This window comes from Pseudomonas sp. F9001, from assembly GCF_013385435.1.
Classification (GTDB): domain Bacteria; phylum Pseudomonadota; class Gammaproteobacteria; order Pseudomonadales; family Pseudomonadaceae; genus Aquipseudomonas.
Genome location: NZ_JACAPX010000001.1, coordinates 35,191 through 55,202 on the forward strand (window position 1 = coordinate 35,191; position 20,012 = coordinate 55,202).

26 protein-coding genes are annotated in these 20,012 nt (G+C 60.8%); 23 read left to right on the forward strand and 3 right to left on the reverse strand.

What is annotated here, in order from left to right; translation table 11 throughout:
* Window positions 1–28: 28 nt before the first annotated feature.
* The 3 genes from mutS to HX818_RS00175 form a co-directional block, all read right to left on the reverse strand.
* Window positions 29–2,608, reverse strand: coding sequence for a DNA mismatch repair protein MutS (gene mutS, locus HX818_RS00165; protein WP_087695283.1), 2,580 nt, complete (start codon window positions 2,606–2,608; stop codon window positions 29–31).
* A 232-nt stretch (window positions 2,609–2,840) separates the two neighbouring features.
* Complete coding sequence (locus HX818_RS00170) at window positions 2,841–3,008, reverse strand: hypothetical protein (protein WP_023659214.1); 168 nt, start codon at window positions 3,006–3,008, stop codon at window positions 2,841–2,843.
* A 2-nt stretch (window positions 3,009–3,010) separates the two neighbouring features.
* Window positions 3,011–3,763 carry a zeta toxin family protein gene (locus HX818_RS00175; RefSeq protein WP_256344147.1) on the reverse strand — a complete coding sequence of 251 codons (753 nt, stop codon included), beginning with the start codon at window positions 3,761–3,763 and terminating at the stop codon, window positions 3,011–3,013.
* A 142-nt stretch (window positions 3,764–3,905) separates the two neighbouring features.
* Between HX818_RS00175 and HX818_RS00180 the strand changes: the two genes are divergently transcribed.
* The 23 genes from HX818_RS00180 (at window position 3,906) to HX818_RS00290 (ending at window position 20,007) form a co-directional block, all read left to right on the forward strand.
* Complete coding sequence (locus HX818_RS00180) at window positions 3,906–4,640, forward strand: XRE family transcriptional regulator (RefSeq protein ID WP_032899152.1); 735 nt, start codon at window positions 3,906–3,908, stop codon at window positions 4,638–4,640.
* Window positions 4,641–5,250: 610 nt separating this feature from the next.
* A complete protein-coding gene (locus tag HX818_RS00185; protein WP_003208680.1) occupies window positions 5,251–5,589 on the forward strand; it encodes a phage holin family protein in 339 nt (112 codons plus the stop codon).
* 22 nt (window positions 5,590–5,611) lie between these two features.
* A complete protein-coding gene (locus HX818_RS00190; protein WP_177019256.1) occupies window positions 5,612–6,127 on the forward strand; it encodes a hypothetical protein in 516 nt (171 codons plus the stop codon).
* Between the two features lie 3 nt (window positions 6,128–6,130).
* On the forward strand, window positions 6,131–6,739 hold the full coding sequence (locus HX818_RS00195) for a phage baseplate assembly protein V (protein ID WP_102604888.1): 609 nt from the start codon (window positions 6,131–6,133) through the stop codon (window positions 6,737–6,739).
* 12 nt (window positions 6,740–6,751) lie between these two features.
* The gene (locus HX818_RS00200) at window positions 6,752–7,084 is read left to right on the forward strand and encodes a phage baseplate protein (protein ID WP_003208675.1); all 333 of its coding nucleotides are present in this window, start codon (window positions 6,752–6,754) and stop codon (window positions 7,082–7,084) included.
* Window positions 7,081–8,076 (forward strand): baseplate J/gp47 family protein, encoded by a 996-nt coding sequence (locus tag HX818_RS00205; protein WP_177019257.1) that lies wholly within the window; start codon window positions 7,081–7,083, stop codon window positions 8,074–8,076. Before HX818_RS00200 ends, HX818_RS00205 begins: the two co-directional genes overlap by 4 nt.
* Window positions 8,073–8,801, forward strand: coding sequence for a phage tail protein I (locus HX818_RS00210; protein WP_087695287.1), 729 nt, complete (start codon window positions 8,073–8,075; stop codon window positions 8,799–8,801). Before HX818_RS00205 ends, HX818_RS00210 begins: the two co-directional genes overlap by 4 nt.
* On the forward strand, window positions 8,798–9,328 hold the full coding sequence (locus HX818_RS00215; RefSeq protein ID WP_177019258.1) for a hypothetical protein: 531 nt from the start codon (window positions 8,798–8,800) through the stop codon (window positions 9,326–9,328). The genes HX818_RS00210 and HX818_RS00215 overlap by 4 nt, the downstream gene beginning before the upstream one ends.
* A gap of 47 nt (window positions 9,329–9,375) precedes the next feature.
* Window positions 9,376–10,158: a phage tail protein gene (locus tag HX818_RS00220; protein WP_177019259.1), complete on the forward strand. Its 783-nt coding sequence runs from the start codon at window positions 9,376–9,378 to the stop codon at window positions 10,156–10,158.
* Window positions 10,159–10,169: 11 nt separating this feature from the next.
* Window positions 10,170–10,472 carry a hypothetical protein gene (locus HX818_RS00225; RefSeq protein ID WP_177019260.1) on the forward strand — a complete coding sequence of 101 codons (303 nt, stop codon included), beginning with the start codon at window positions 10,170–10,172 and terminating at the stop codon, window positions 10,470–10,472.
* Window positions 10,473–10,559: 87 nt separating this feature from the next.
* Complete coding sequence (locus tag HX818_RS00230; protein ID WP_003208665.1) at window positions 10,560–10,733, forward strand: hypothetical protein; 174 nt, start codon at window positions 10,560–10,562, stop codon at window positions 10,731–10,733.
* A 2-nt stretch (window positions 10,734–10,735) separates the two neighbouring features.
* Window positions 10,736–11,902, forward strand: a complete 1,167-nt coding sequence (locus HX818_RS00235; protein WP_177019261.1) for a phage tail protein — start codon at window positions 10,736–10,738, stop codon at window positions 11,900–11,902.
* Window positions 11,902–12,408 carry a phage major tail tube protein gene (locus HX818_RS00240; protein ID WP_003208662.1) on the forward strand — a complete coding sequence of 169 codons (507 nt, stop codon included), beginning with the start codon at window positions 11,902–11,904 and terminating at the stop codon, window positions 12,406–12,408. The genes HX818_RS00235 and HX818_RS00240 overlap by 1 nt, the downstream gene beginning before the upstream one ends.
* A 51-nt stretch (window positions 12,409–12,459) precedes the next feature.
* Window positions 12,460–13,041, forward strand: coding sequence for a phage tail assembly protein (locus HX818_RS00245; RefSeq protein ID WP_008433541.1), 582 nt, complete (start codon window positions 12,460–12,462; stop codon window positions 13,039–13,041).
* A 127-nt stretch (window positions 13,042–13,168) separates the two neighbouring features.
* Window positions 13,169–15,367 (forward strand): phage tail tape measure protein, encoded by a 2,199-nt coding sequence (locus HX818_RS00250; RefSeq protein ID WP_177019262.1) that lies wholly within the window; start codon window positions 13,169–13,171, stop codon window positions 15,365–15,367.
* Entirely contained in the window at window positions 15,367–15,750 is a 384-nt protein-coding gene (locus HX818_RS00255) for a phage tail protein (RefSeq protein ID WP_003208656.1), read from the forward strand. The genes HX818_RS00250 and HX818_RS00255 overlap by 1 nt, the downstream gene beginning before the upstream one ends.
* Window positions 15,743–15,955 carry a tail protein X gene (locus tag HX818_RS00260; RefSeq protein WP_003208655.1) on the forward strand — a complete coding sequence of 71 codons (213 nt, stop codon included), beginning with the start codon at window positions 15,743–15,745 and terminating at the stop codon, window positions 15,953–15,955. The genes HX818_RS00255 and HX818_RS00260 overlap by 8 nt, the downstream gene beginning before the upstream one ends.
* Window positions 15,956–15,964: 9 nt before the next feature.
* Window positions 15,965–16,972 (forward strand): phage late control D family protein, encoded by a 1,008-nt coding sequence (locus HX818_RS00265; protein ID WP_177009847.1) that lies wholly within the window; start codon window positions 15,965–15,967, stop codon window positions 16,970–16,972.
* 64 nt (window positions 16,973–17,036) lie between these two features.
* On the forward strand, window positions 17,037–17,627 hold the full coding sequence (locus HX818_RS00270; protein WP_177019263.1) for a hypothetical protein: 591 nt from the start codon (window positions 17,037–17,039) through the stop codon (window positions 17,625–17,627).
* Window positions 17,624–17,806: a DUF2635 domain-containing protein gene (locus HX818_RS00275; RefSeq protein WP_087695298.1), complete on the forward strand. Its 183-nt coding sequence runs from the start codon at window positions 17,624–17,626 to the stop codon at window positions 17,804–17,806. Before HX818_RS00270 ends, HX818_RS00275 begins: the two co-directional genes overlap by 4 nt.
* Window positions 17,806–19,302: a phage tail sheath subtilisin-like domain-containing protein gene (locus tag HX818_RS00280; protein WP_177019264.1), complete on the forward strand. Its 1,497-nt coding sequence runs from the start codon at window positions 17,806–17,808 to the stop codon at window positions 19,300–19,302. Before HX818_RS00275 ends, HX818_RS00280 begins: the two co-directional genes overlap by 1 nt.
* 64 nt (window positions 19,303–19,366) lie before the next feature.
* Window positions 19,367–19,714 carry a phage tail tube protein gene (locus HX818_RS00285; RefSeq protein ID WP_010170089.1) on the forward strand — a complete coding sequence of 116 codons (348 nt, stop codon included), beginning with the start codon at window positions 19,367–19,369 and terminating at the stop codon, window positions 19,712–19,714.
* Entirely contained in the window at window positions 19,711–20,007 is a 297-nt protein-coding gene (locus HX818_RS00290; RefSeq protein ID WP_102369827.1) for a phage tail assembly protein, read from the forward strand. Before HX818_RS00285 ends, HX818_RS00290 begins: the two co-directional genes overlap by 4 nt.
* Window positions 20,008–20,012: the final 5 nt, after the last annotated feature.

The window sequence follows — 20,012 nt, forward strand, 5'->3', positions numbered from 1 at the left end:
AGAGTCTACCAGCTTGCAAGCGTCTGCGTTATATCCGAGTCTTCAGTGCATATAACATTTCGAGCGCTTTTCGCGGCGTCACGTCATCCAGGTCAAGCTTAGCCAACTCATCCAGTACCGGATGAGGCAGGCTGGCGAACATGTCGCTCTGGTGCGGCGCGCTGGGTTTGTTGCTGGCCTTGGCCGGGCTGGCCACGGGAATCTCATGGGGCAGCGCGGTTTCTTCCAGGCGGCTCAGGTGCTCGCGAGCACGGGTAATCACCTCGGCCGGCACCCCCGCCAGTTGCGCCACGGCCAGGCCGTAACTCTGGCTTGCCGGGCCGGGCAGCACGTGGTGCAGGAACACGATGCGCTCGTTGTGCTCGGTGGCATTGAGGTGCACGTTGGCTACCAACGGCTCGTTTTCCGGCAGCACGGTCAGTTCGAAGTAGTGCGTCGCGAACAGCGTATATGCCCGCAGGTGCGCCAAACGTTCGGCCGCCGCCCACGCCAGGGACAGCCCGTCGAAGGTGCTGGTGCCGCGGCCCACTTCGTCCATCAGCACCAGGCTGCGTTCGGTGGCGTTGTGCAGGATGTTGGCGGTTTCGCTCATTTCCACCATAAAGGTCGAACGGCCGCCGGCCAGGTCATCGCTGGAACCGATCCGGGTGAAGATGCGGTCCACCAGTGACAATTCGCAGCTTGCCGCCGGCACGAAGCTGCCGATATGCGCCAGCAGCACGATTAACGCGGTCTGACGCATGTAGGTGGATTTACCGCCCATGTTCGGACCGGTGATCACCAGCATGCGGGTGTCGTCGTCCAGCGACAGGTCGTTGGCGACGAACGGCGTGGTCAACACCTGCTCAACCACCGGGTGGCGACCTTGCACGATGCGCATGCACGGCTCGCTGACAAAGCGCGGGCAGTTCAGGTCAAGGTTCAGGGCTCGCTCGGCCAGGTTGCTCAGTACATCCAGCTCGGCCAGGGCGGCGGCGGTGTCCTGCAGCGGTGCCAGCTTATCGATCAGGCTTTCGAGCAAGGCTTCGTAGAGCATTTTCTCCCGGGCCAGGGCGCGGCTTTTGGCCGACAGCGCCTTGTCTTCGAATTCTTTAAGCTCCGGAGTGATAAAGCGCTCGGCCCCCTTGAGGGTCTGGCGGCGCTGGTAATCGATCGGCGCCTGCTCGGCCTGCTTGCTTGGCAACTCGATAAAGTAGCCGTGCACGCGGTTGTAGCCGACTTTCAGGTTGGCCAGGCCCGTGCGGGCTTTTTCACGGGCTTCCAGGTCAATCAGGAACTGCCCGGCGTTCTCGCTCAGGGATTGCAGCTCATCCAGCTCAGTGTCGTAACCGGTCTTCAACACGCCACCGTCACGGATGATCGCGGGCGGGTTGTCGATGATGGCTTTTTCCAGCAGCGCCGCCAGCTCCGGGTAGGTGCCGGTGGTGACTGCCAGCTGCTGCAGGTGCGGTGCTTCCAGTTCGGTCATCGCCGCTTGCAGTTGCGGCAGGGCGCCGAGGGCATCGCGCAGGCGTGCCAGGTCGCGGGGCCGCGCGTTACGCAGGCCGATCCGCGCCAGGATCCGCTCGATATCGCCGATTTCCTTGAGCTGCGGTTGCAGCTTTTCAAAGCGGTAGCGGTCGAGCAGGCAGGTAATAGAGGTCTGGCGGGCTTGCAGCACGGTCAAATCCCGCAGCGGGCGGTTCAACCAGCGGGTCAGCAAGCGGCTGCCCATGGCGGTCTGGCAACGGTCGACCACCGATTGCAGGGTGTTGTCGCGCCCGCCGGCCAGGTTGGTGTCCAGTTCCAGGTTGCGACGGCTGGCGCCATCCAGCACCACGGTGTCGTCCAGGCGTTCATGACGCAGGCTGCGCAAATGCGGCAGGGCAGTGCGCTGGGTTTCCTTGGCATAGCTGAGCAGGCAACCGGCGGCGCCGATGGCCAGGGTCAGGGTTTCGCAACCGAAGCCCTTGAGGTCTTGCACGGAGAATTGCTGGCACAGGCTTTTCAGCGCCGAATCACGCTCGAAATCCCACGGCGCACGACGCTTGGTCCCACGGCGACGTTCCGCCGGCAGGTCCTTTGGCCAGTCGTCCGGGATCATCAACTCCACCGGATTGACGCGCTCAAGCTCCGCCAGCAGATTCTCCCAGCCCTTGATCTCCAGCACCGTGAAGTTGCCACTGGTGATATCCAGGACTGCCAGGCCGAACAGGCGTTCGTCCCCCAGTACTGCCGCGATCAGGTTGTCGCGACGCTCATCCAGCAGCGCCTCATCACTCACCGTACCCGGCGTGATGATGCGCACCACCTGGCGTTCCACCGGGCCCTTGCTGGTGGCCGGGTCGCCGATCTGCTCACAGATCACCACCGACTCGCCCAGCTTCACCAGCTTGACCAGGTAACCTTCCAACGAATGATATGGAATCCCGCACATCGGAATTGACTGCCCGGCCGACTGCCCGCGCGCGGTCAGGGTGATGTCCAGCAACTTGGCCGCCTTCTTCGCGTCTTCATAGAAGATCTCGTAGAAATCGCCCATGCGGTAGAACATCAACTGATCAGGGTGCTGGTTTTTCAGGCGCCAGTACTGCTGCATCATCGGGGTGTGGCTGGAGAGGTCGGTCATACGCGGGGTTCAGCTCTTCCTGTCGATTTTTGGCAAGGGTAAATAGGCTAATGGTACATTGATTTTTTATGCATTGTGGGCGGCTATACGATGTTGAATTCTCGCTACGAGCCTTATAAACGATGTGTTTGTCCTATGGTTTACGATGGAAACCAAGACAGATCGGGTTCGGTTGATCAATAAAAAAACCCGACGCTGGGTCGGGTTCTTTATTGCAGTGCCTTAGTAGATGTCAGGCTCGTTTTGCCTCAGCTGCCATCAATACAAGGTTCTGCTGTTTGGTCGCTTCGGTCAGCACTTCGCTGTATACGCGCTTTTTTTGATCAGATTTAGCGTTACGAATAAAGTCGGCAAAGGGGCTTTTTGCACCTTTGGTCAAGCCCAGCTTAATCGAAATCATCATTACGCTCCTGATGGTTGCCCGAGTCTGGCCTCAAGATCGGCCCGCGTGTGTCGCTCAGGAATATGGTAGTCAATTTTTTCGACACCGGCTTTGTACAATCGTCCCGAGTTGTCAATGTGCTTGAGCAGCAAATCCACGTGGATATCGCCGCCGTACTCTAGCTTAAGTGCGTTGACGACGTCACGTGCGGCAAAGTACTGGTCGATGAAATGCTCTTTACGAATCCTTCTTCCTTCTGCTTCTTCGCGAGCTTTGACGAAGTCCCAAGCGAGCCTCGGATCCTGGTAGACGTACAGAATCTGTACGAACCTGCCTTTTCTTAAGGAACGATCCACATTCCGCCTGGCGACATCAATGTTTGAAAATGTTCCGTCAAGGAGGAACGACTGCTGTTGGTCCATCGCAAAATCCAGAATCTTCTCCACCAAAATAGAAACCCCTCTCTGGAATAACCAGGAGTTACCGCCGGTATAGGCAACAAATTCGCTACGAAGCTCATCGGGGTCAATTCGAAGGATCGGGGTGTCGGCAAAAAGATTCACGAGCGCGATTGATGCCTCGGTTTTTCCTGCACCCGGTGAGCCGGCCATGTAGACCGATACAGGCGCCTCTTCCGGAGGATAGATAGCTTTGTCGGTCAGACGCCTGGCAATCATTTTCTTGTTTGAGCGAGCAAAGCGCAGCGCTTCGTCTGAGACTTCTTGCTCTGAGTGCGTCATGACTTTTCTGATTGGATCTGCAAAGTGCGTCATCAACAAACCCAGCATTTTTCCGATAGGCGCAGGTTAGCATGCGAGGCAGACCACAAATGGTTAGGTAAAAACCTGCAATCAATGCATTAAATATGCAAATTAGCATTTGCCAAGCATCAAAACTGCCTGCACTATCCGCGTTATGCAAAAACGCAACGTTTCTATCGTCTTAAGAGAGCTGCTGGACCGCGACCGGATCTCCCCCACGGAGCTTCACCGGCGTACCGGCGTGCCTCAATCCACACTGTCCCGGATCCTCAGCGGCAAGATCGTGGATCCGTCGGACAAGCACATCTCGCGCATCGCCGATTACTTCCAGGTCAGCACCGATCAGCTGCGCGGGCGCGCAGGGCTGGTGCCGGTGCGGTCGGACGAGCGTGACCCGATGCATTCGGAACTCAAGGACATAAGCCTGTGGGACGACGAAACACCCGTTAATGATGACGAGGTGTCGATCCCCTTTCTGCGCGAGGTTGAATTGGCTGCTGGATCAGGAAGATTCGTCATCGAGGAAAGCGAGAAGGCCAGCCTGCGGTTCGGCAAGCGCAGCCTGCGGCATAACGGTGTGCAGTTCGACCAGGCCAAGTGCGTGACGGTGCGCGGCAACAGTATGTTGCCGGTGCTGCGCGACGGCGCCACCGTAGGTGTCAATGCGGGCAAATGCGGGATTGGTGACATCGTCGATGGCGATCTTTACGCCATCAATCACAACGGCCAGCTACGGGTGAAACAGCTCTATCGCCTGCCTTCCGGGATTCGCCTGCGTAGCTTCAACCGCGATGAACATCCGGACGAGGACTACAGCTTCCAGGAAATCCAGGATGAACAGATCAGCATCCTTGGTCACGTTTTCTGGTGGGGCATGTACGCCCGCTAACCCTTCTGTGTAAGACAAAGCCCGCCAGTGAGCGGGCTTTTTTTCGTCTGCGTAAAACCACCAAACCCTTTGCCTGCGGGGCTATAAATGCACCTGTGCATTTCTTGCGCAAAAATAAATGCATTTGTGCATTGACTGTATATGCATACATGCATATTCTTCGTCTCAAGCCAGCCAAGAAGGCCTGGTGGAGGCGGCAAGGATGCAGCCAAGGAAGACAAGGACGTTACGCAACACCGGCAAGGACGCCATCGAAGCGATGGCAAGGATGCCAGGCAATACCGGCAAGGATGCCGACGCTCTTTAGTTTCAAACCGCTTCAAGAACAGGCAGCGATGAATCGGCCTTAACGGTTCAGAGGGTTGGCAACTGGCCCGGGTGTGCAGCGTAAAGCACCAGAAGCAGTTATCCGGCAGACAGGGATCGTGGTCGGAAAAACATTGAGGAAAGAACCGTACCGCGCCAGTAGCGCCGAAAGTTCGAGGACATCATTACTGAAAAGCCCGGGCAACCGGGCTTTTTGGAATGCCTACCTAGAGAACCCATTCAAATTGAAACAAACACCTACAACCGGCGACCTGCCGGTATCACTCATTCCAGGAGGCGTGACATGACAAACGAGCAGCAAGCGTTGGCGGAAATGCCTATCTGGCTGGTCATCGTATTGGCGGTGATTGGCGGGGTTTCCGGAGAAATGTGGCGCGCCGACAAGGAAGGCGCCCGCGGTTGGTCGCTTATGCGGCGCCTGGCCCTGCGTTCGGGGGCCTGCATGGTGTGCGGGGTATCAGCCCTGATGCTGTGCTACGCCGCCGGCATGTCGATCTGGACGGCCGGCGCCATTGGGTGCCTGACCGCCATGGCCGGCGCCGACGTGGCCATCGGCCTTTATGAACGCTGGGCGGCCAAGCGCATCGGCGTCAACGAAGGCCCTGGCCGGGACCCGCAGTAACCGTTGCAAGGACGCTACTTAAATGACACTTATCGAAAAACCCTCCCAACTGCCCCAGGCCATCAGCGAGGCACTGCGCAGGGCGTTTCCGGAACTTAAGGTCGGCACTCATCAGGACTTTCAGGGCGGCGCGAACGACACCGGCGTGTTGATCACGGTCGAAGGCAATGGGCCGGGCCTTCGCTCCCGCGAGGGGCGCAAGGCCCATGCCCTGGGGATTTCACTCAAGGCCATGGTGGCCCCGGGTGCCTTGCCCTTTGATGCCTGCGACCTGGCCAGCCAACTGATGGACCTGGTGCTGGATAACCGCTGGAGCCTGCCGCAGGCGCAGTGCGACCTGCCGACCAGCATCGTCGCTGCGCCTTCAATACGCACCAGCGCAGAGACGGACTACGACACCTGGACCGTCACCTTCACCCAAACCCTCTATATCGGGCCGCCGTTGCTCAACGATCCCACAGGCAAGCCGCTTTTTGCCTGCACCTGGGACGTCTCGAACATCGACGACCCCGACCAATACAAGCCGCTGGCGGAGTAGCCCATGTTCGACGCGCTGTTACGCATGCAGCTGGGGCCGATCGTGGAGCGCCTGGCGGAAATGGAAAGCCAGCTCGAAGACCTGTATCGACGCGCCGAAAGTTTCTGCCGAATCGGCGTGTGCCAGGAGGTCGACGCCGCCAGCAATACCTGCAAGGTCAGCCACGGCGAACTGCTCACCCCGGCGATCCGCTTTTTCAACCCCAGCGCCGGAGCGCAGACGGAAACCCGCATCCCGTCAGTAGGCGAGCAATGTTTGCTGCTCAACTACGGCGCCGGGGAGGGCGGGGCGCAATCGGTGGCCTTGTTCGGCTTGAACAGCGACCGCTTTCCACCGGTCTCCAGCGCTTCGACACTGACCCGGCGCCGCCATCAGGACGGTACCCAGAGCGACTACGACGACGCCAGCCATACCTTCAACTGGGTCAATGGCCCCACCACGTTCACAGGTTCCCGCGAACAGGTCGACATCAAGGTCGGCGCCGCCAGCCTCACGATGAGCGCCCAGGGCATCACGCTGCAAGTCGGCGGCAGCAGCCTGTTGCTGGACGCCGGCGGCGCGCACTTCAGCGGCCCGGTGGTGGACCACCAGGGTCGAGTCATCAGCCCCTGACAAGGACATCCCATGATCGGAATCGATAGAAACACCGGGGCGGCGGTCGATGACTGGCTGCAATTTGTGCAGCGCGCTACCCGAGCGCTGACCACGCCCTTGGGCACTCGCCAGAAGCGCCCGCTGTACGGCTCGATGATCCCGCAGCTGCTCGGGCAAAACCTCGGCGATGACCTGCTGATTCTCGCCCAGAGCCATGCCGCCCAGGCGTTCTACAACCCGCAGAACGGCATCGCCGACTTCGAGCCGCAAGTCATCGTCGCCAACCGCCAGGGCGCCGGCCTGTTGCTGCGCTTCGCCGGCACCTGGAAAAACCGCAAGCAATCCTTCGAGGTGGTGACATGAGCATGCTGATACCCGGCCAGAACCAGTTGGCTGAGCCAGCGATCATTGCGGTCGATGAGTTCGAACCGTTGCTGGCGGAGTTCAAGGCGTTTGTCGTCGATTACGTCGCCACTCGTGCACCAGAAAATGCCGCCAAGCTGAAGGTCAGCCTGGAGAGCGAGAGCGAGTTGCTGACGTTGGCGCTGGAAGCTTTTTGCGTTCGCCTGCAAACCCACGAGCGCAAATACAACGCCCGCATCAAGCAGATGCTGGCGTGGTGGGCTACCGGCAGCAACCTCGATGCGCGCCTGGCGGACATGGGCCTTGAGCGCCAGGTGCTCGACCCTGGTGACCCGGCGGCTTTCCCGCCGGTACCGCCAACATTGGAGAGCGACGATGACGCCCGGTTGCGTTATTACCTCGCGCCTCACGCTCCGGCGGCGGGCTCGCGGATGCAGTATCGGCGGGAGGTTTTCACCCTCGGTGAGCGTCCATCGGTGAAAGTGCAAAGTGCTACGCCGGGTGTGGTGACGGTCACTTATACCTTCGACCCGGACGGCTACGCGGCACGGGTCAAGGATGGTAATGGCCGTCGAACCGCGCCCGGCGAAGTGATGGTCACGGTCCTGTCCAGAGACGGGGATGGCACACCTTCTGCTGATCTGCTTGACGGTGTACGTCGGCATTTCGCTCGGCCTGACGTGCGACCGGAAACGGATCTCGTCACGGTGCAGGCGGCTCAGATCCTGCGCTACAAAATCCGCGTGGTGGCGAAGATCAACGCCGGCCCGGATTCCGGGCTCACTCAAGTCGCCGCCCAGAAACTGCTGCAAGACTATGCAGAGTCCTGTCATCGCCTGGAAGGGCGGGTGGACCCGAGCTGGATCGACTACGCCATCCACTCGGCGGGAGCTGCACAACTGCAAATCCTTGAACCGCTGGAGCCGATCGTCACCACCGCGTTCCAGGCTCCGTATTGCACGGGTGTCGAGGTGGAGGTGCGCACGCTATGAGTGAGCCCAAAGGCAGTTTACTGCCCGCCAACAGTTCGCCGTTGGAGAAGGCGCTGGACCTGGGTTTCGGGCAATTGCTCGATCGGGTGACGCCCCCTTTTCCCGCCCTGATGAACCCGCTGCAGACGCCGGCTGAATTCCTTCCCTACCTGGCCGCTGATCGCGGCGTCAGTGAATGGGACGCCGCTGCCAGCGAGTCGGAGAAGCGCCTCACCGTGGCCTTGTCCTGGCAAATCCAGCGTCAGGCCGGTACGCCCAAGGCGCTGAGCTACGCCGTCGAATCCCTGGGATTCACCCCCAATATCAGTGCCTGGTATCAACAGCGGCCAACCGGCCTGCCTTACACCTTTGATGTGCAGGCAATCATCGGTCGCAGTTGGTCCAGTGGCGATCACAACCGTTTGATCCGCCGCATCAACGCGGCGAAGAGCGAGCGGGACCTGGCCACCATCACCATCGTGCACGAGACCTCCCAGGGTTTACGTGTTGCTGCAGCCGCTGATCCAGGGTTGAGCATCGGTGATGAGGGCCAGCCCGGGGCGTTGCCCGAAGTGAAGCTGCACGGGGTACTTGCTTGCAGAAGCGTGGCGCACACACCGCTCAGCGATGGCGAGTTGCAGTTGTGCGGCGTACTGCCTGAACTCGGGCTGGCGGCCCGGCTAAACAGTGCCGGGGTTGCCCGGCACTACACCATTAACGACTACGACCTCAGGGCGCAGCCATGACAGATGAAATTACACGCCTGGTGCGCTTCACCTCCAAGGGATTGGATGAAGTGCTGCAGGCAAAGAACCAGGGCTTGAAAGGCGAGATCACCCACATTGGCGCCGGTACTGGCCGCTACAACCCCGACGGCACCGAAGTGGCCCTGCGTGACGAGCGCCAGCGGGTCGCCATTGTGGACTACGAGGATCTGGGCGACCGGCAACTCCGGATGGCCGCGCTGTTTGATGGCGAGGCCGAGTATGAGATCGGCGAGTTTGGTTTTTACCTCGCCAGTGGCACGTTGTTGGCGGTGTATTCCGTGGAGGGGAAGCTGCTCACGTACAAAGCGGCGGCGGCTCGGGTACTGCAGAAGTTCACGTTGGATATTTCGCCGTTGCCGGCGGATAGCGTGACGATTGTGGTGGGGAGCGAGAATTTGAATGTATTGATGGCTGAAGAAATCGCAATCATGGCGGCGGCTTCGGTTGGCAATATGTCCCGCCACGTTGATCTGATGTTGCGGGTTATGCATCTCGAAGCGAAGTAGTTGCACTGACAAAAGTGCTGGAAAGACTAATTGACAGGGAGTTGATGATGGGAATTGAAACGACTATCACGAAAGTGGTGGATGCGTGTAACAAGCTGACAGAAACGGTGACTAACCAGATTGGCAAAATTGATGCACGGGTAGAGGCCGCGTCGAGTCAGTTCACTGCGTGGCGTAATGGTGTACAAGCGAAAGACATCAATGGCCGCGCGCTTTACAAGCAGGATATTGACCTTACCGGCTTGTCCACGGACGTGCTTTACCCAGTGTGGTGGAGCATGCCCGGTAATGATGGGGGAGAAACCGAGCTTACTATCTCTCGAATTTTTTCTCGAGATAGCGAAAAGGCGCCCTTTGGTGAGGGTATCTATCATATCGCCGGCTTGAACCTGCAATTGGAAGGTGTTGGTTTTCCATGGAATGGTGATGCCAACTTCCTGTCGATCAAACGAATATCGCAAACCTATCGCGAAACGGTTCGGGGCATCTCGTTTGGCATGATTTGCACGGCTCGTGCCGTTACAGGGCTTAAACCCATGTATGTCGGTTTGGTCGCTGGTCAGCTGACCACGTCCCCACAATTCTCCGGGATGTACCTAAGAGGTGGGTTGAGTTACACGATCACCAAAACGTTTGATTACCCTGTGAGCTTCAGCAAGGTGGATACCGAAGTGATCATGAAAGATGACGTTACGGCTGATTGGGAGGTGCGTTGGGTAGTGAAGCCTTATGCGCTGGCCCAGGCAGATGCCGTGCTTGGGAAGGCCTATGAAGAGAAGCGCTTGGCTTATTCCTACGACAACGACACTCGGTATACCGCCAAGGTTTAAGGACTGATCAAATGACTTTGTTTATTGAAAAACTGGAAACCCCCGCTGGTGACGCGCTGATCAACGTACCTGCCAGCGTGCAGACACTTAAAGGTCTTGGCTTTAGTGATGTGGCCGCTCAAGCGCTGATCGAGAAAGCCGCTGCCGCTGCAGCGCTCGCTAGCACTATTGCTGCTCGCCGCTCTGCCTATGTCAGCGAAGCGGACCCGATGTACCTCGAGTGGCAATTCGACGGTACGCCTGAGAAGGAGAAGGAATGGCGAGCCAAAGTGGCCGAAATCAAGGCGCGGTTCCCGTTGCCGGAAGATAAATAATCACCCACCGCGAAAGCGGTTTTTTTTCGCCCGCCCAAAGCCCCTCTCGCAGGGGCTTTGGCGTTTTTCACCCGGAGAATCCCACTCATGTTTAACCGCCAAACCTACACCGTCCTCATTCCATTCCCCACCGGCAACGGCCACTGGTCTACCGCCGGCGAGGAACTGGAACTGCTGGACGTCGAAGCATCCGCCCTGCGCACCGCTGGCCGCCTGGAACTGACCAGCGTCCTCAACTCCACCCCGAAGAAGGCTGACTGATCATGGCTGAGGTTTTGAACTTCGAACACAACGGCATCACCGTGAACGCCACCGAATCCCCCGAGGCCATGGGTGGCCTGGGCGATAACGTCATCGGCCTGGTGGGCACCGCCCCCAACGCCCATGCGTCGATTCCGAAAAACGCCCCGTTCCGCATCAACAGCTTCACCACCCAGGCGCTGCTGGACCCCACCGGCGCTGAAACCGGCACGCTGTTCCACGCCGTGTACCAGATCCTCAAAGTGGTCAAGGTGCCGGTCTACGTAGTGATCGTCGACGAGGGCACCACCCCGGCCGACACCATCAATAACGTAATCGGCGGTGAAGAGCCGGTCACCGGCCGCAAACTGGGCCTCGCCGCCCTGGCCAGCGTCCCCGAAGACCTGACCATCATCGGCGCCCCGGGCTTCACCGGCACCAAGGCCGTGGCCGGCGAATTCGCCTCCTTCGGCAAGCGCATCAAGGCCCGTGTGGTGCTGGACGGCAAGGACACAACCGTCGCCGACCAGGTGACCTACAGCGGCGAACTGGGCGGTGCCGATCTCGGTTTCGACCGTTGCCTGCTGGTGCACAACATGCCGTCGGTGTACTCCAAGGCCGCGAAGAAAAACGTGTTCCTGGCGCCGTCGTCCCTGGCGATTGCCGCATTGGCCAAGGTCAAGCAGTGGGAAAGCCCAGGCAACCAGGTGACCTTCGCCGAAGACGTGTCCCGCGTGGTTGAGTACAACATCCTCGACACCTCCACCGAAGGCGACCTGCTCAACCGCTACGGCGTGAGCTACTACGCCCGCACCATCCTCGGCGGTTTCTCGCTGCTGGGTAACCGCTCCATCACCGGCAAGTTCATCAGCTACGTGGGCCTGGAAGATGCGATCAGCCGCAAGCTGGTCAAGGCCGGCCAGAAAGCCATGGCCAAGAACCTCACCAAGTCGTTCATGGACCAGGAGGTCAAGCGCATCAACGACTGGCTGCAAACCCTGGTGGCCGACGAGACCATTCCCGGCGGCAGCGTGTACCTGCACCCGGAATTGAACAGTGTCGAGAAATACAAGAACGGCACCTGGTTCATCGTCATCGACTACGGCCGCTACGCGCCGAACGAACACATGATTTATCAACTCAACGCCCGCGATGAAATCATCGAGCAGTTCCTGGAGGACGTTCTCTAATGTTTACCAACCGAATCAGACAGGCCATGGCGGCCACCCTTCAAGGCCTGCCGTTGTCGGCGACGGTCACCTCGTTCGCACCGCCGAAGATCGACTTCGACATGGAGCAGATGACCGGCGGACGTTTCATCGCCGAAGAAATGGCCAAGAGCGCCAAAGTGCTCAACGCCACATTGGAGCTGCAAGGCGCGGGTCCGGAAATCATGCTTGCCCTGGGGGTGCGCCTGGGCGATGACATTTTGCTGAACGTGCGTGAAGCCGGCCAGGACCAGGACGGCAAGACTTACTTCACCTACCACACCATCGGCGGCAAGCTGAAAACCCTGACCGAGACAACCCTGAAGATGGGCGATAAACCCGCCATCACCCTGGAGTTCTCCTGCCGCACCTACAACCGCCTGGAAAACGGCATCCCGGTGATCGACATCGACGTGCGTACCCAGAAGTTTGTGCTCAACGGCGTCGACATCCTCGGCGATGCCCGCCGCGCGGTACTGATGCCTTAAGCCCCCGGGAGCGGGTTTTCCCGCTCCCATACTTCACCAAGGAATTGATTCATGGCCTGGATGCCTCCGCTGCACATCCTGCTGTCGCCGATCACCGCTGATACCGGCGCGCTGATCGAGCAGATTCAACTCAAGCCGTTGTTCTACGCCGCGCAAAAAGACGCGCTGGCCCGGGCCGGTGATGACGAGGACGATCAGTTCTTCGAACTGGCCAAACTCGCCACCGGCCTGTCGGAAAAAGAACTCGACCAACTCAAGCGTCCGGACTATGTGAGCATCGCCCAGTACGTGCACGACATGTCGACCCGGCCTGCCTCGTACTTCCTCGACGCCGACGAGCAGCCCCGCGAATCGGCAACCAGTGAGCACGTCTCGCTGCTGTTGCCCCTTGACACCGGCGGCCGCCGTCTCACCAGCCTGACCCTGGAAATGCCCGCCCTGCGCGCCACCAAGGCGATGAAAAAACTCGCCACCAACAAAGAGCGCGCCGAGTTCATCACTGCCCACTGCACCGGCCTGATGATCCCGGATCTCGCCGACCTCAGCGTGCCCGACTGGACCGAACTGCAGGGGCGCATCGACGATTTTTTAAACAAACCGGCGGACTTCTTTCGGAGCGCGACATCGAAGTAATTCTCGACATCGTGCCGCTCATTTACTCGGTAAATGAAGCGGAAATCCTGGACTGGGACGCCGGAAAAGCATTGCGCCGCTACGACATCGCGATCACTCGCCTTGGCGTCAAACAGGAGTAGAGCGGATGGCAGACAGTAAATTTGGATTGAGGTCGCCCATCGCCAGGGACGGCGAGGCGATTTACGGCTCGCTTGAAACGGCCGGGGCAGGCGCCAGCATCCAGCCGATTGCGCCGATGCTTGCCGGCCCGTCCTTGCTTGATACCGTACCCAAGGCCGTGCCGGGCCAGGAACTGGCGAATGTCGGTGCGCAACTGACGCAACTGGTCACGGGGCAGACCCGGCTCATCGACACGCTGGAGAGGTTCAACGGCTCATTGCTCGATGTGATGGGTGCCCTGAAAACCGGCAAGGGTAATAGCACGGGCGGCGCCTCATCCGATACCGTCAAACCCTCGCAGGCGCTGGAAACGGCGATGACCGACCTGCATGAAGTGGTGGGGTTTGCCGGGCATGAGCGCACACAGCTGCGCGAAGCCAACCTGGCCTTGGCGTCCGACCCGATGGTTGCCGCAAGTGGCGCAGATGCTGTCGACCTGGCAAGGGTGGAGCAGGTGGGGGCCCGGTCCGGCGTAGGCAAGGACCTTGAAACTCGCCAGGCTGATTTGCTGCAGTTCGCCCGCGATAGCGCGCTCATCGCCGCGGCCTTTCAGACCGATATCAAGACGGCCGGCGAGATGATGGGCGGCTGGCGTGGATCGATGAAGCTGGATCGCCCGCAGGCGCTGGATCTGGCTGACGCCACCAACGTGCTGGGTTCCCACGCTTCGCTCAAGGCCGATGCGGTGGATATTGGTTCGATTGTGCGCCAGAGCACTGCCGCGAGAACGTCGGGCATGAGCCCCGAGCAGGTAGCGGCGTTTTCGGCGGCGTTGCTGACGGTTGGTAACAACCGGGCGTCTGCCGGGCTTGCGGTGGAAAAAGTCGGCGCCGCGCTGGCCAAGGGTGACGGTGCGTCCGAGGGGCAGCGTGCTGCCTGGGCAGAGCTCAAGCTTGACCCGAAGGTGCTTGCGGCAGGCATGAAGCAGGACGCACCGCAAACAGTGCTGACGGTCCTCGAGGCGCTCAAGGCGCAGCCCCAGGAAAGGCAGGCGGCACTGGCCACGCAGTTGTTCGACGGTAACCGCTCGATTCTGAGTCTGGTGCCGGTGATCGACACGCTGAAGCAGGCCTTTACGGCGGTGGCCGACAAATCGACTTACGCGACTTCGGTCCTGGGAGACCAGGGCTCGGTCATGCGTTCGGCGACCGGGCGGGCAGACTCCACACAAGCTCATGAGCGAGCCTTCCAGGCCAGTACCACCCGCCTGGAGACAGCTTCCGATACGGCGATTGCCCCCCTGAAAAACGGCGCACTGACGGTGCTGACCTCGGTGGTCAATGGCTTGGGCTGGCTGGCTGAATCTCTGCCCAAAGCCACGGCCGCCCTCACATTGGCCGCGGTGGTGATGGTGCCGCTGGCGAAGAAGCTCGGCGGCACTGTCGTGGACAAAGTCTTCGACAAGGTCGCCGGGAAAGTCCTGGGCGAGGGTGACGCGCCCCGCGATGCCGGTGGCAACAAGTCCGACCCGTCCGGCAGCAAAGGGAAGTCACAAGGCAACGACACACGCCAGGGCGAGCGCACGCCAGGCAAAAACTCAGGCCCTGATGCGCCCACGAAAACCAACAGAGCCAGCCGAATCGCGAAGCGCGGTTCGTTGGCGTTGGTGGTGGCAGACGCGGGTATCAATCTCATCAAGGGCGCGAGCAATGGCACCCTGAAAGAGTCCGTTGGCGCCAGTGTGGGGTCGATAGGCGGTGGCGTCGCGGGTGGTGTGGCCGGCGAGGTTGCAGGGCTGGCCATTGGGCGAGCCGTTGGCACGCTCGCCGGGGCGGCGCTGGGTTCGATTATTCCGGGCGCCGGCACAGTGTTGGGCGGTGTGATCGGCGGCTTTGCCGGCGGTGCAATCGGTAAGGTGGTGGGCGGCGTCGTCGGCACGTTCGTCGGCAGCGACGTCGGGGCGAGCCTGGGCGAGAAAGTCATGAGCAGCGACGACCGTCTCCCGCCACCCGAACAGGTCAGCCAAAGCCTTCCCAACGCTCAAACAGACAACCGGCAAATCAACTTCGCCCCGCAGATCAACATTACCGCACCCGAGCAGACCAGTTACCAGGCGCTGGCGGCGCTCGTCGTGCAACAGATCGAGGCGCAGTTCACGCCGCTGTCGATGGACAACCTGCTGGCGACGCGACGCGACGCGGCACTCACCGATGGAGCGGTTTAATGCGACAACAAATGGTGTTGGGCAGCTTTATTTTCGGGCTGTCGCGCGGGTTTGCCTACGCGACCCTCGACCGTAACAGTAGCGGTGGCTGGGTCGCGCTGGACATCATTGCCGGCAAACCCAAGTCCAGCCAGACCGGCCAGGCCCTCGAAACATTGACCTTTGCCGGCAAGGCGGCGCGTGGCATCGGCATGGCCAGGCTCGACGAACTGCGCGACTTGCAGGCCTTGCGTACACCGCTGCCGTTGGTGGACGGGATTGGCCGTAACTGGGGGCTGTGGACGATCAAATCGGTGGACGAGAAACAAGCCAACGTGATCGACGACGGCACCGCCATGCTGATCAATTGGACGTTGATACTGGAGGAATTCGTCAATGCGTAGAGTCCGAAGTATTGCCGGTGACTCCGTCAACCTGCTGCTCTACCGCGAACTGGGTCGCAGCGACGACGCTGCCGAGGAAGCACTGTGGCATCTCAACCCGGACCTCGCGGAACACGGGGCGGTATTGCCGGCCGGCATCGGTGTAATCGTACCGGAGCTGGACGCGCGGCCCGCCGCAAAAAAACCGGTTTCGGTTTGGGATTAAGGAGGAACCATGGCACTTGGATTCACACCGGCGGTGGAAATTTACGGGACCAATGCCGCGCTGCTCAACGAGCGATTACTGGAGTGGGAACACACCGATGCCGCAGGCTTCGTCTCCGACCAGCTCAAGCTGACCCTCGACATCGAAGGGCTTGAGGGATTGCCCAGCCTGGGTGGGAGGATCGGCCTGCGGGTCGGTTACCTGGAGACCGGCCTGGAGGACAAGGGGCTCTTCAAGATTACCCAGCGCACCCCGTACCTGTTCCCCCTGCGCCTGGTGTTGGTGGCCACGGCGGCGCCGTTCGACCAGGACGAATTCAAACAGCGCCGCACAGCCAGCCATGGGCCGACCACCCTGGGCGCACTGTTCCGCCAACTGACCATACGTTATGGATTCTCACCCAGGGTCGCGCCTGATCTGGACGCTGAAAAGATCGCTCACATCGACCAGACCAACGAAAGCGACATGAGCTTCCTGACCCGGCTTGCCAAGCGTTTTGATGCGGTGGCCAAGCCTGTCGACGAGCTGTATGTGCTGGGCCGTAAAGGCCAGATCACCTCGCTGTCGGGCAAGCCGCTGCAAGAAGTGCGGCTGTCGGTCACTCGTGATAACCGTCCGGGCGACCGCGCGTTTATCAGCGCCAGTTTTACCGAGACCAGCCGGGCCAAGTTCGAAGGGGCCAAGGCGTCCTGGTGGGATGTCGCTACCTGCAAGAAACGTGAGGTGGAGGTGGGCGGTGCGCCGTTCAAGGTCCTTGCCCAGCGCTACCAGAGCGAAGACGAAGCCAGGACGGCGGCCGAAGGCGAGATGCGCCGGGTTAGCCGTGAAGGCCTGCAGATCAATGTGATATGCCCCGGCAACCCGGCGTTCCAGGCCGAAGGGCTGCTGGTGCTGGATGAAACCTGGCCCGGCTTCATGCAGGGGCGCTGGTCCATCGACACGCTGACGGCCGTCGGCAAACGCAAGGAAAGCTACCGATGCACGATCAAGGCGAACGGATTGTCGTCACCGCAATGACGTGCTGGATCGGTTCCTTCTACCCACCCGCTTCGGCGGGTTTTTTATTGCCTGGTGAGATGCCATGAAGATAACCCCTCTGGTCAGTCATCTTCGGGATCACTGCCCATCGTTCAACCAACACATCCGCGCCGGCCTCGACCTCGACGCGCTGCAAAACCTGCCAGTGCTCGACTCACCCCAGGCGGTCGTGACGCCGATCAATGACAAGGCCAGCCCTAACGCTGCGCAAAACAGCAGTCGCCAACCCCTGCGCGAACATTTTGGCGTGGTACTGGTGCTGGATTTGCCGGATGGCCAGCAAGCCCAGGCGATGGACCAGCTGCATGCCTTGCGCGCCGAGGTCTGGCGGGCGCTGGTGGGCTACAGGCCCGAGGGGTTCTACGAGCCCATCCAGTACGACGCTGGCGAATGGCTGTTGCTCAGCAAGGTTCGCGGGTTGTACCGGCTGCGGTTTTTTCTCGAGAGCCAGTTGGGACGCAACCTCAGCACGCAGCCGGCGGAAACCTGGCTCGAGCTTGAACTGGACGCTTTGCCGTCCTTCAACGGGGTGACGGTGCGGGTCGATGCCATCGACCCGGCTGACCCCAACCTGCAACGCCCAGGCCCCGACGGGCGCCTGGAAATGACGTTTTCTGCCGAGGTAAAACCATGAGCAAACGCATCACCGTACTGCCGGTTTCCGGCCGTGCCGTACCTGACCCGGAGGCGGGCGATCTGTTGCCCGCCGAAGGCCGCGAAGTCCCGGACAACGCCTGGTGGCGTCGACGTCTGGCCGATGGCGACATCACAACCAAAGCCGTCAAGGCGGCAAAAACACAGGGAGCCAAGTAATGGCGATCGGATTCAGTCATATTCCGGCGGACATTCGTGTGCCGCTGTTCTACGCCGAGATGGACAATTCGGCAGCCAATAGTGCGTCGTCCGCCTTGCGCCGATTGATCGTGGCCCAGGTCAACGACAACGTCACCGGCCCGGAAATCGGCAGCCTGGTGCTGGTATCGAGCGAGGCCATGGCCAAGCGTATCGGTGGCCAGGGTTCGATGCTGGCGTCGATGTACGAGACGTTCCGCAAGAGTGACCCGGTGGGCGAGATCTGGTGCCTGCCGCTGCACAGCACCGAAGGCAGCGCGGCCAAGGCCGAGCTCAAGCTGACCGGCGCCGCGACCCAAGGTGGCATTCTCAGCCTGTACATCGGCGGCACCCGGGTTCAAGCGACCGTGATCAATGGTGCGACGGCTGCCGTGGCTGCCACCGCCCTGGCGCTGAAAATCAACGCCAGTGCCGACCTGCCGGTCAGTGCGGTAGCCGCCGATGGCACCGTCACCCTGACCGCCAAGTGGACCGGTGAGAGTGGCAACGACATCAGCCTGCAGCTCAACCGCCTGGGCCAGAGCAACGGCGAACAACCCCCCGACGGCCTGACCGCCGTGCTCGGCAAAATGGCGGCGGGCGCCGGTGTGCCGGACCAGCTCGCGGCATTGGCTGCGCTGGGCGACGAGCCGTTCGAGTTCATCTGCATGCCCTGGGCCGACACCACCAGCCTCAACGCCTGGCAAGCGGTGATGGATGACAACAGCGGTCGTTGGTCGTGGGCCAAGCAACTGTTCGGCCACGTCTACACCGCCAAGCGCGGCACTATCGGCACCCTGGTGGCGGCCGGGCAAGGGCGAAATGACCAGCACGTGACCATCCAGGCCATGGAGCCGGGCGTGCCGCAACCGTTCTGGGTCCAGGCCGCAGCATTGGCTGCACGCACGGCGGTGTTCATCTCTGCCGATGCCAGTCGTCCGACCCAAAGCGGCAGCTTGCCGGGCCTCGATCCGGCCGACGCGAGCGAGCGCTTCACTCTGACCGAGCGCCAATCGCTGCTCAACTACGGCATCGCCACCGCTTACTACGAAGGCGGTTACGTGCGCATTCAGCGGGCGATCACCACTTACCAGAAGAACGCGTTCGGCCAGGCGGACAATTCCTATCTGGACAGCGAAACCCTGCACCAGTCGGCCTTTATCGTGCGCCGCCTGCAGAGCGTGATCACCAGCAAGTACGGGCGCCACAAACTCGCTGCTGACGGCACGCGCTTTGGCGCCGGCCAGCCGATCGTGACCCCGAGCACTATCCGCGGTGAGCTGATTGCCCAGTACGCCAAGCTCGAACTGGAAGGCCATGTGGAGAACGCCGAGCTGTTCGCCGAGCACCTGATCGTCGAGCGCGACAGCCAGGACCCGAGCCGGGTCAACGTGCTGTTCCCGCCGGATTACGTCAACGGGCTGCGGGTGTTCGCGCTGCTCAACCAGTTCCGTTTGCAGTACGACGCGGCGGTGTAGGCCCCGCGCTTTTCGCAACTGATTCCAGCCCGCCGAGTGCGGGCTTATTTTTGGGAGAAACATCATGGGTCAACTGATTGCGGGCACCTGCTACGTCAAAGTGGACGGCGCTCAACTGACCATCAACGGCGGCTGCGAAGCACCGTTGATGGCCGTCAAGCGGGAAACCGTGGTGCCGGGTTTCTATAAGGAAACCGACATCACCCCGTCTTTCAAAGTTACCGCGCTGCACACGCCGGACTTTCCATTGAAGCAACTGATCGCCGGCACCGACATGACCGTCACCTGCGAATTCAACAACGGCAAGGTCTACGTGCTGGCCGGTGCCTACCTGGTGGAAGAGCCGGTGGCCAAGGGCGACGATGCCGTGATCGAGCTGAAATTCGAAGGCATCAAGGGGACCTGGCAATGACCGATACGGTGAAGCTGCAAGCGGCCATCGAGGCCCACGGCGAGTCATTGACCGAACTCACCCTGCGCCGCCCGACGGTGCAGGAGGTGCGGGCAATCAAGGCGCTGCCGTACAAGATCGACAAGGGCGAAGACGTGAGTCTGGACCTTGACGTCGCCGCCAAGTACATCGCCGTGTGCGCGGGTATCCCGCCGTCGTCGGTCAACCAGCTCGACCTGATGGACTTCAACGCGCTGAGCTGGGCCGTCGCCGGTTTTTTCATGAGTGCGGCGCAGGCTCCGTCGCCGAGCTGATTGCG

What these genes read in the sequence shown, in the direction of transcription:
- HX818_RS00240 (WP_003208662.1), top strand. Translation starts at nt 11,902, where the DNA reads ATGTTTACCAACCGAATCAGACAGGCCATGGCGGCCACCCTTCAAGGC.
- HX818_RS00215 (WP_177019258.1), top strand. Translation starts at nt 8,798, where the DNA reads ATGACAGATGAAATTACACGCCTGGTGCGCTTCACCTCCAAGGGATTG.
- HX818_RS00185 (WP_003208680.1), top strand. Translation starts at nt 5,251, where the DNA reads ATGACAAACGAGCAGCAAGCGTTGGCGGAAATGCCTATCTGGCTGGTC.
- HX818_RS00255 (WP_003208656.1), top strand. Translation starts at nt 15,367, where the DNA reads ATGCGACAACAAATGGTGTTGGGCAGCTTTATTTTCGGGCTGTCGCGC.
- HX818_RS00180 (WP_032899152.1), top strand. Translation starts at nt 3,906, where the DNA reads ATGCAAAAACGCAACGTTTCTATCGTCTTAAGAGAGCTGCTGGACCGC.
- HX818_RS00265 (WP_177009847.1), top strand. Translation starts at nt 15,965, where the DNA reads ATGGCACTTGGATTCACACCGGCGGTGGAAATTTACGGGACCAATGCC.
- HX818_RS00205 (WP_177019257.1), top strand. Translation starts at nt 7,081, where the DNA reads ATGAGCATGCTGATACCCGGCCAGAACCAGTTGGCTGAGCCAGCGATC.
- HX818_RS00250 (WP_177019262.1), top strand. Translation starts at nt 13,169, where the DNA reads ATGGCAGACAGTAAATTTGGATTGAGGTCGCCCATCGCCAGGGACGGC.
- mutS (WP_087695283.1), bottom strand. Translation starts at nt 2,608, where the DNA reads ATGACCGACCTCTCCAGCCACACCCCGATGATGCAGCAGTACTGGCGC.
- HX818_RS00245 (WP_008433541.1), top strand. Translation starts at nt 12,460, where the DNA reads ATGGCCTGGATGCCTCCGCTGCACATCCTGCTGTCGCCGATCACCGCT.
- HX818_RS00220 (WP_177019259.1), top strand. Translation starts at nt 9,376, where the DNA reads ATGGGAATTGAAACGACTATCACGAAAGTGGTGGATGCGTGTAACAAG.
- HX818_RS00190 (WP_177019256.1), top strand. Translation starts at nt 5,612, where the DNA reads ATGACACTTATCGAAAAACCCTCCCAACTGCCCCAGGCCATCAGCGAG.
- HX818_RS00290 (WP_102369827.1), top strand. Translation starts at nt 19,711, where the DNA reads ATGACCGATACGGTGAAGCTGCAAGCGGCCATCGAGGCCCACGGCGAG.
- HX818_RS00225 (WP_177019260.1), top strand. Translation starts at nt 10,170, where the DNA reads ATGACTTTGTTTATTGAAAAACTGGAAACCCCCGCTGGTGACGCGCTG.
- HX818_RS00230 (WP_003208665.1), top strand. Translation starts at nt 10,560, where the DNA reads ATGTTTAACCGCCAAACCTACACCGTCCTCATTCCATTCCCCACCGGC.
- HX818_RS00260 (WP_003208655.1), top strand. Translation starts at nt 15,743, where the DNA reads ATGCGTAGAGTCCGAAGTATTGCCGGTGACTCCGTCAACCTGCTGCTC.
- HX818_RS00170 (WP_023659214.1), bottom strand. Translation starts at nt 3,008, where the DNA reads ATGATTTCGATTAAGCTGGGCTTGACCAAAGGTGCAAAAAGCCCCTTT.
- HX818_RS00280 (WP_177019264.1), top strand. Translation starts at nt 17,806, where the DNA reads ATGGCGATCGGATTCAGTCATATTCCGGCGGACATTCGTGTGCCGCTG.
- HX818_RS00275 (WP_087695298.1), top strand. Translation starts at nt 17,624, where the DNA reads ATGAGCAAACGCATCACCGTACTGCCGGTTTCCGGCCGTGCCGTACCT.
- HX818_RS00200 (WP_003208675.1), top strand. Translation starts at nt 6,752, where the DNA reads ATGATCGGAATCGATAGAAACACCGGGGCGGCGGTCGATGACTGGCTG.
- HX818_RS00285 (WP_010170089.1), top strand. Translation starts at nt 19,367, where the DNA reads ATGGGTCAACTGATTGCGGGCACCTGCTACGTCAAAGTGGACGGCGCT.
- HX818_RS00195 (WP_102604888.1), top strand. Translation starts at nt 6,131, where the DNA reads ATGTTCGACGCGCTGTTACGCATGCAGCTGGGGCCGATCGTGGAGCGC.
- HX818_RS00175 (WP_256344147.1), bottom strand. Translation starts at nt 3,763, where the DNA reads ATGACGCACTTTGCAGATCCAATCAGAAAAGTCATGACGCACTCAGAG.
- HX818_RS00270 (WP_177019263.1), top strand. Translation starts at nt 17,037, where the DNA reads ATGAAGATAACCCCTCTGGTCAGTCATCTTCGGGATCACTGCCCATCG.
- HX818_RS00210 (WP_087695287.1), top strand. Translation starts at nt 8,073, where the DNA reads ATGAGTGAGCCCAAAGGCAGTTTACTGCCCGCCAACAGTTCGCCGTTG.
- HX818_RS00235 (WP_177019261.1), top strand. Translation starts at nt 10,736, where the DNA reads ATGGCTGAGGTTTTGAACTTCGAACACAACGGCATCACCGTGAACGCC.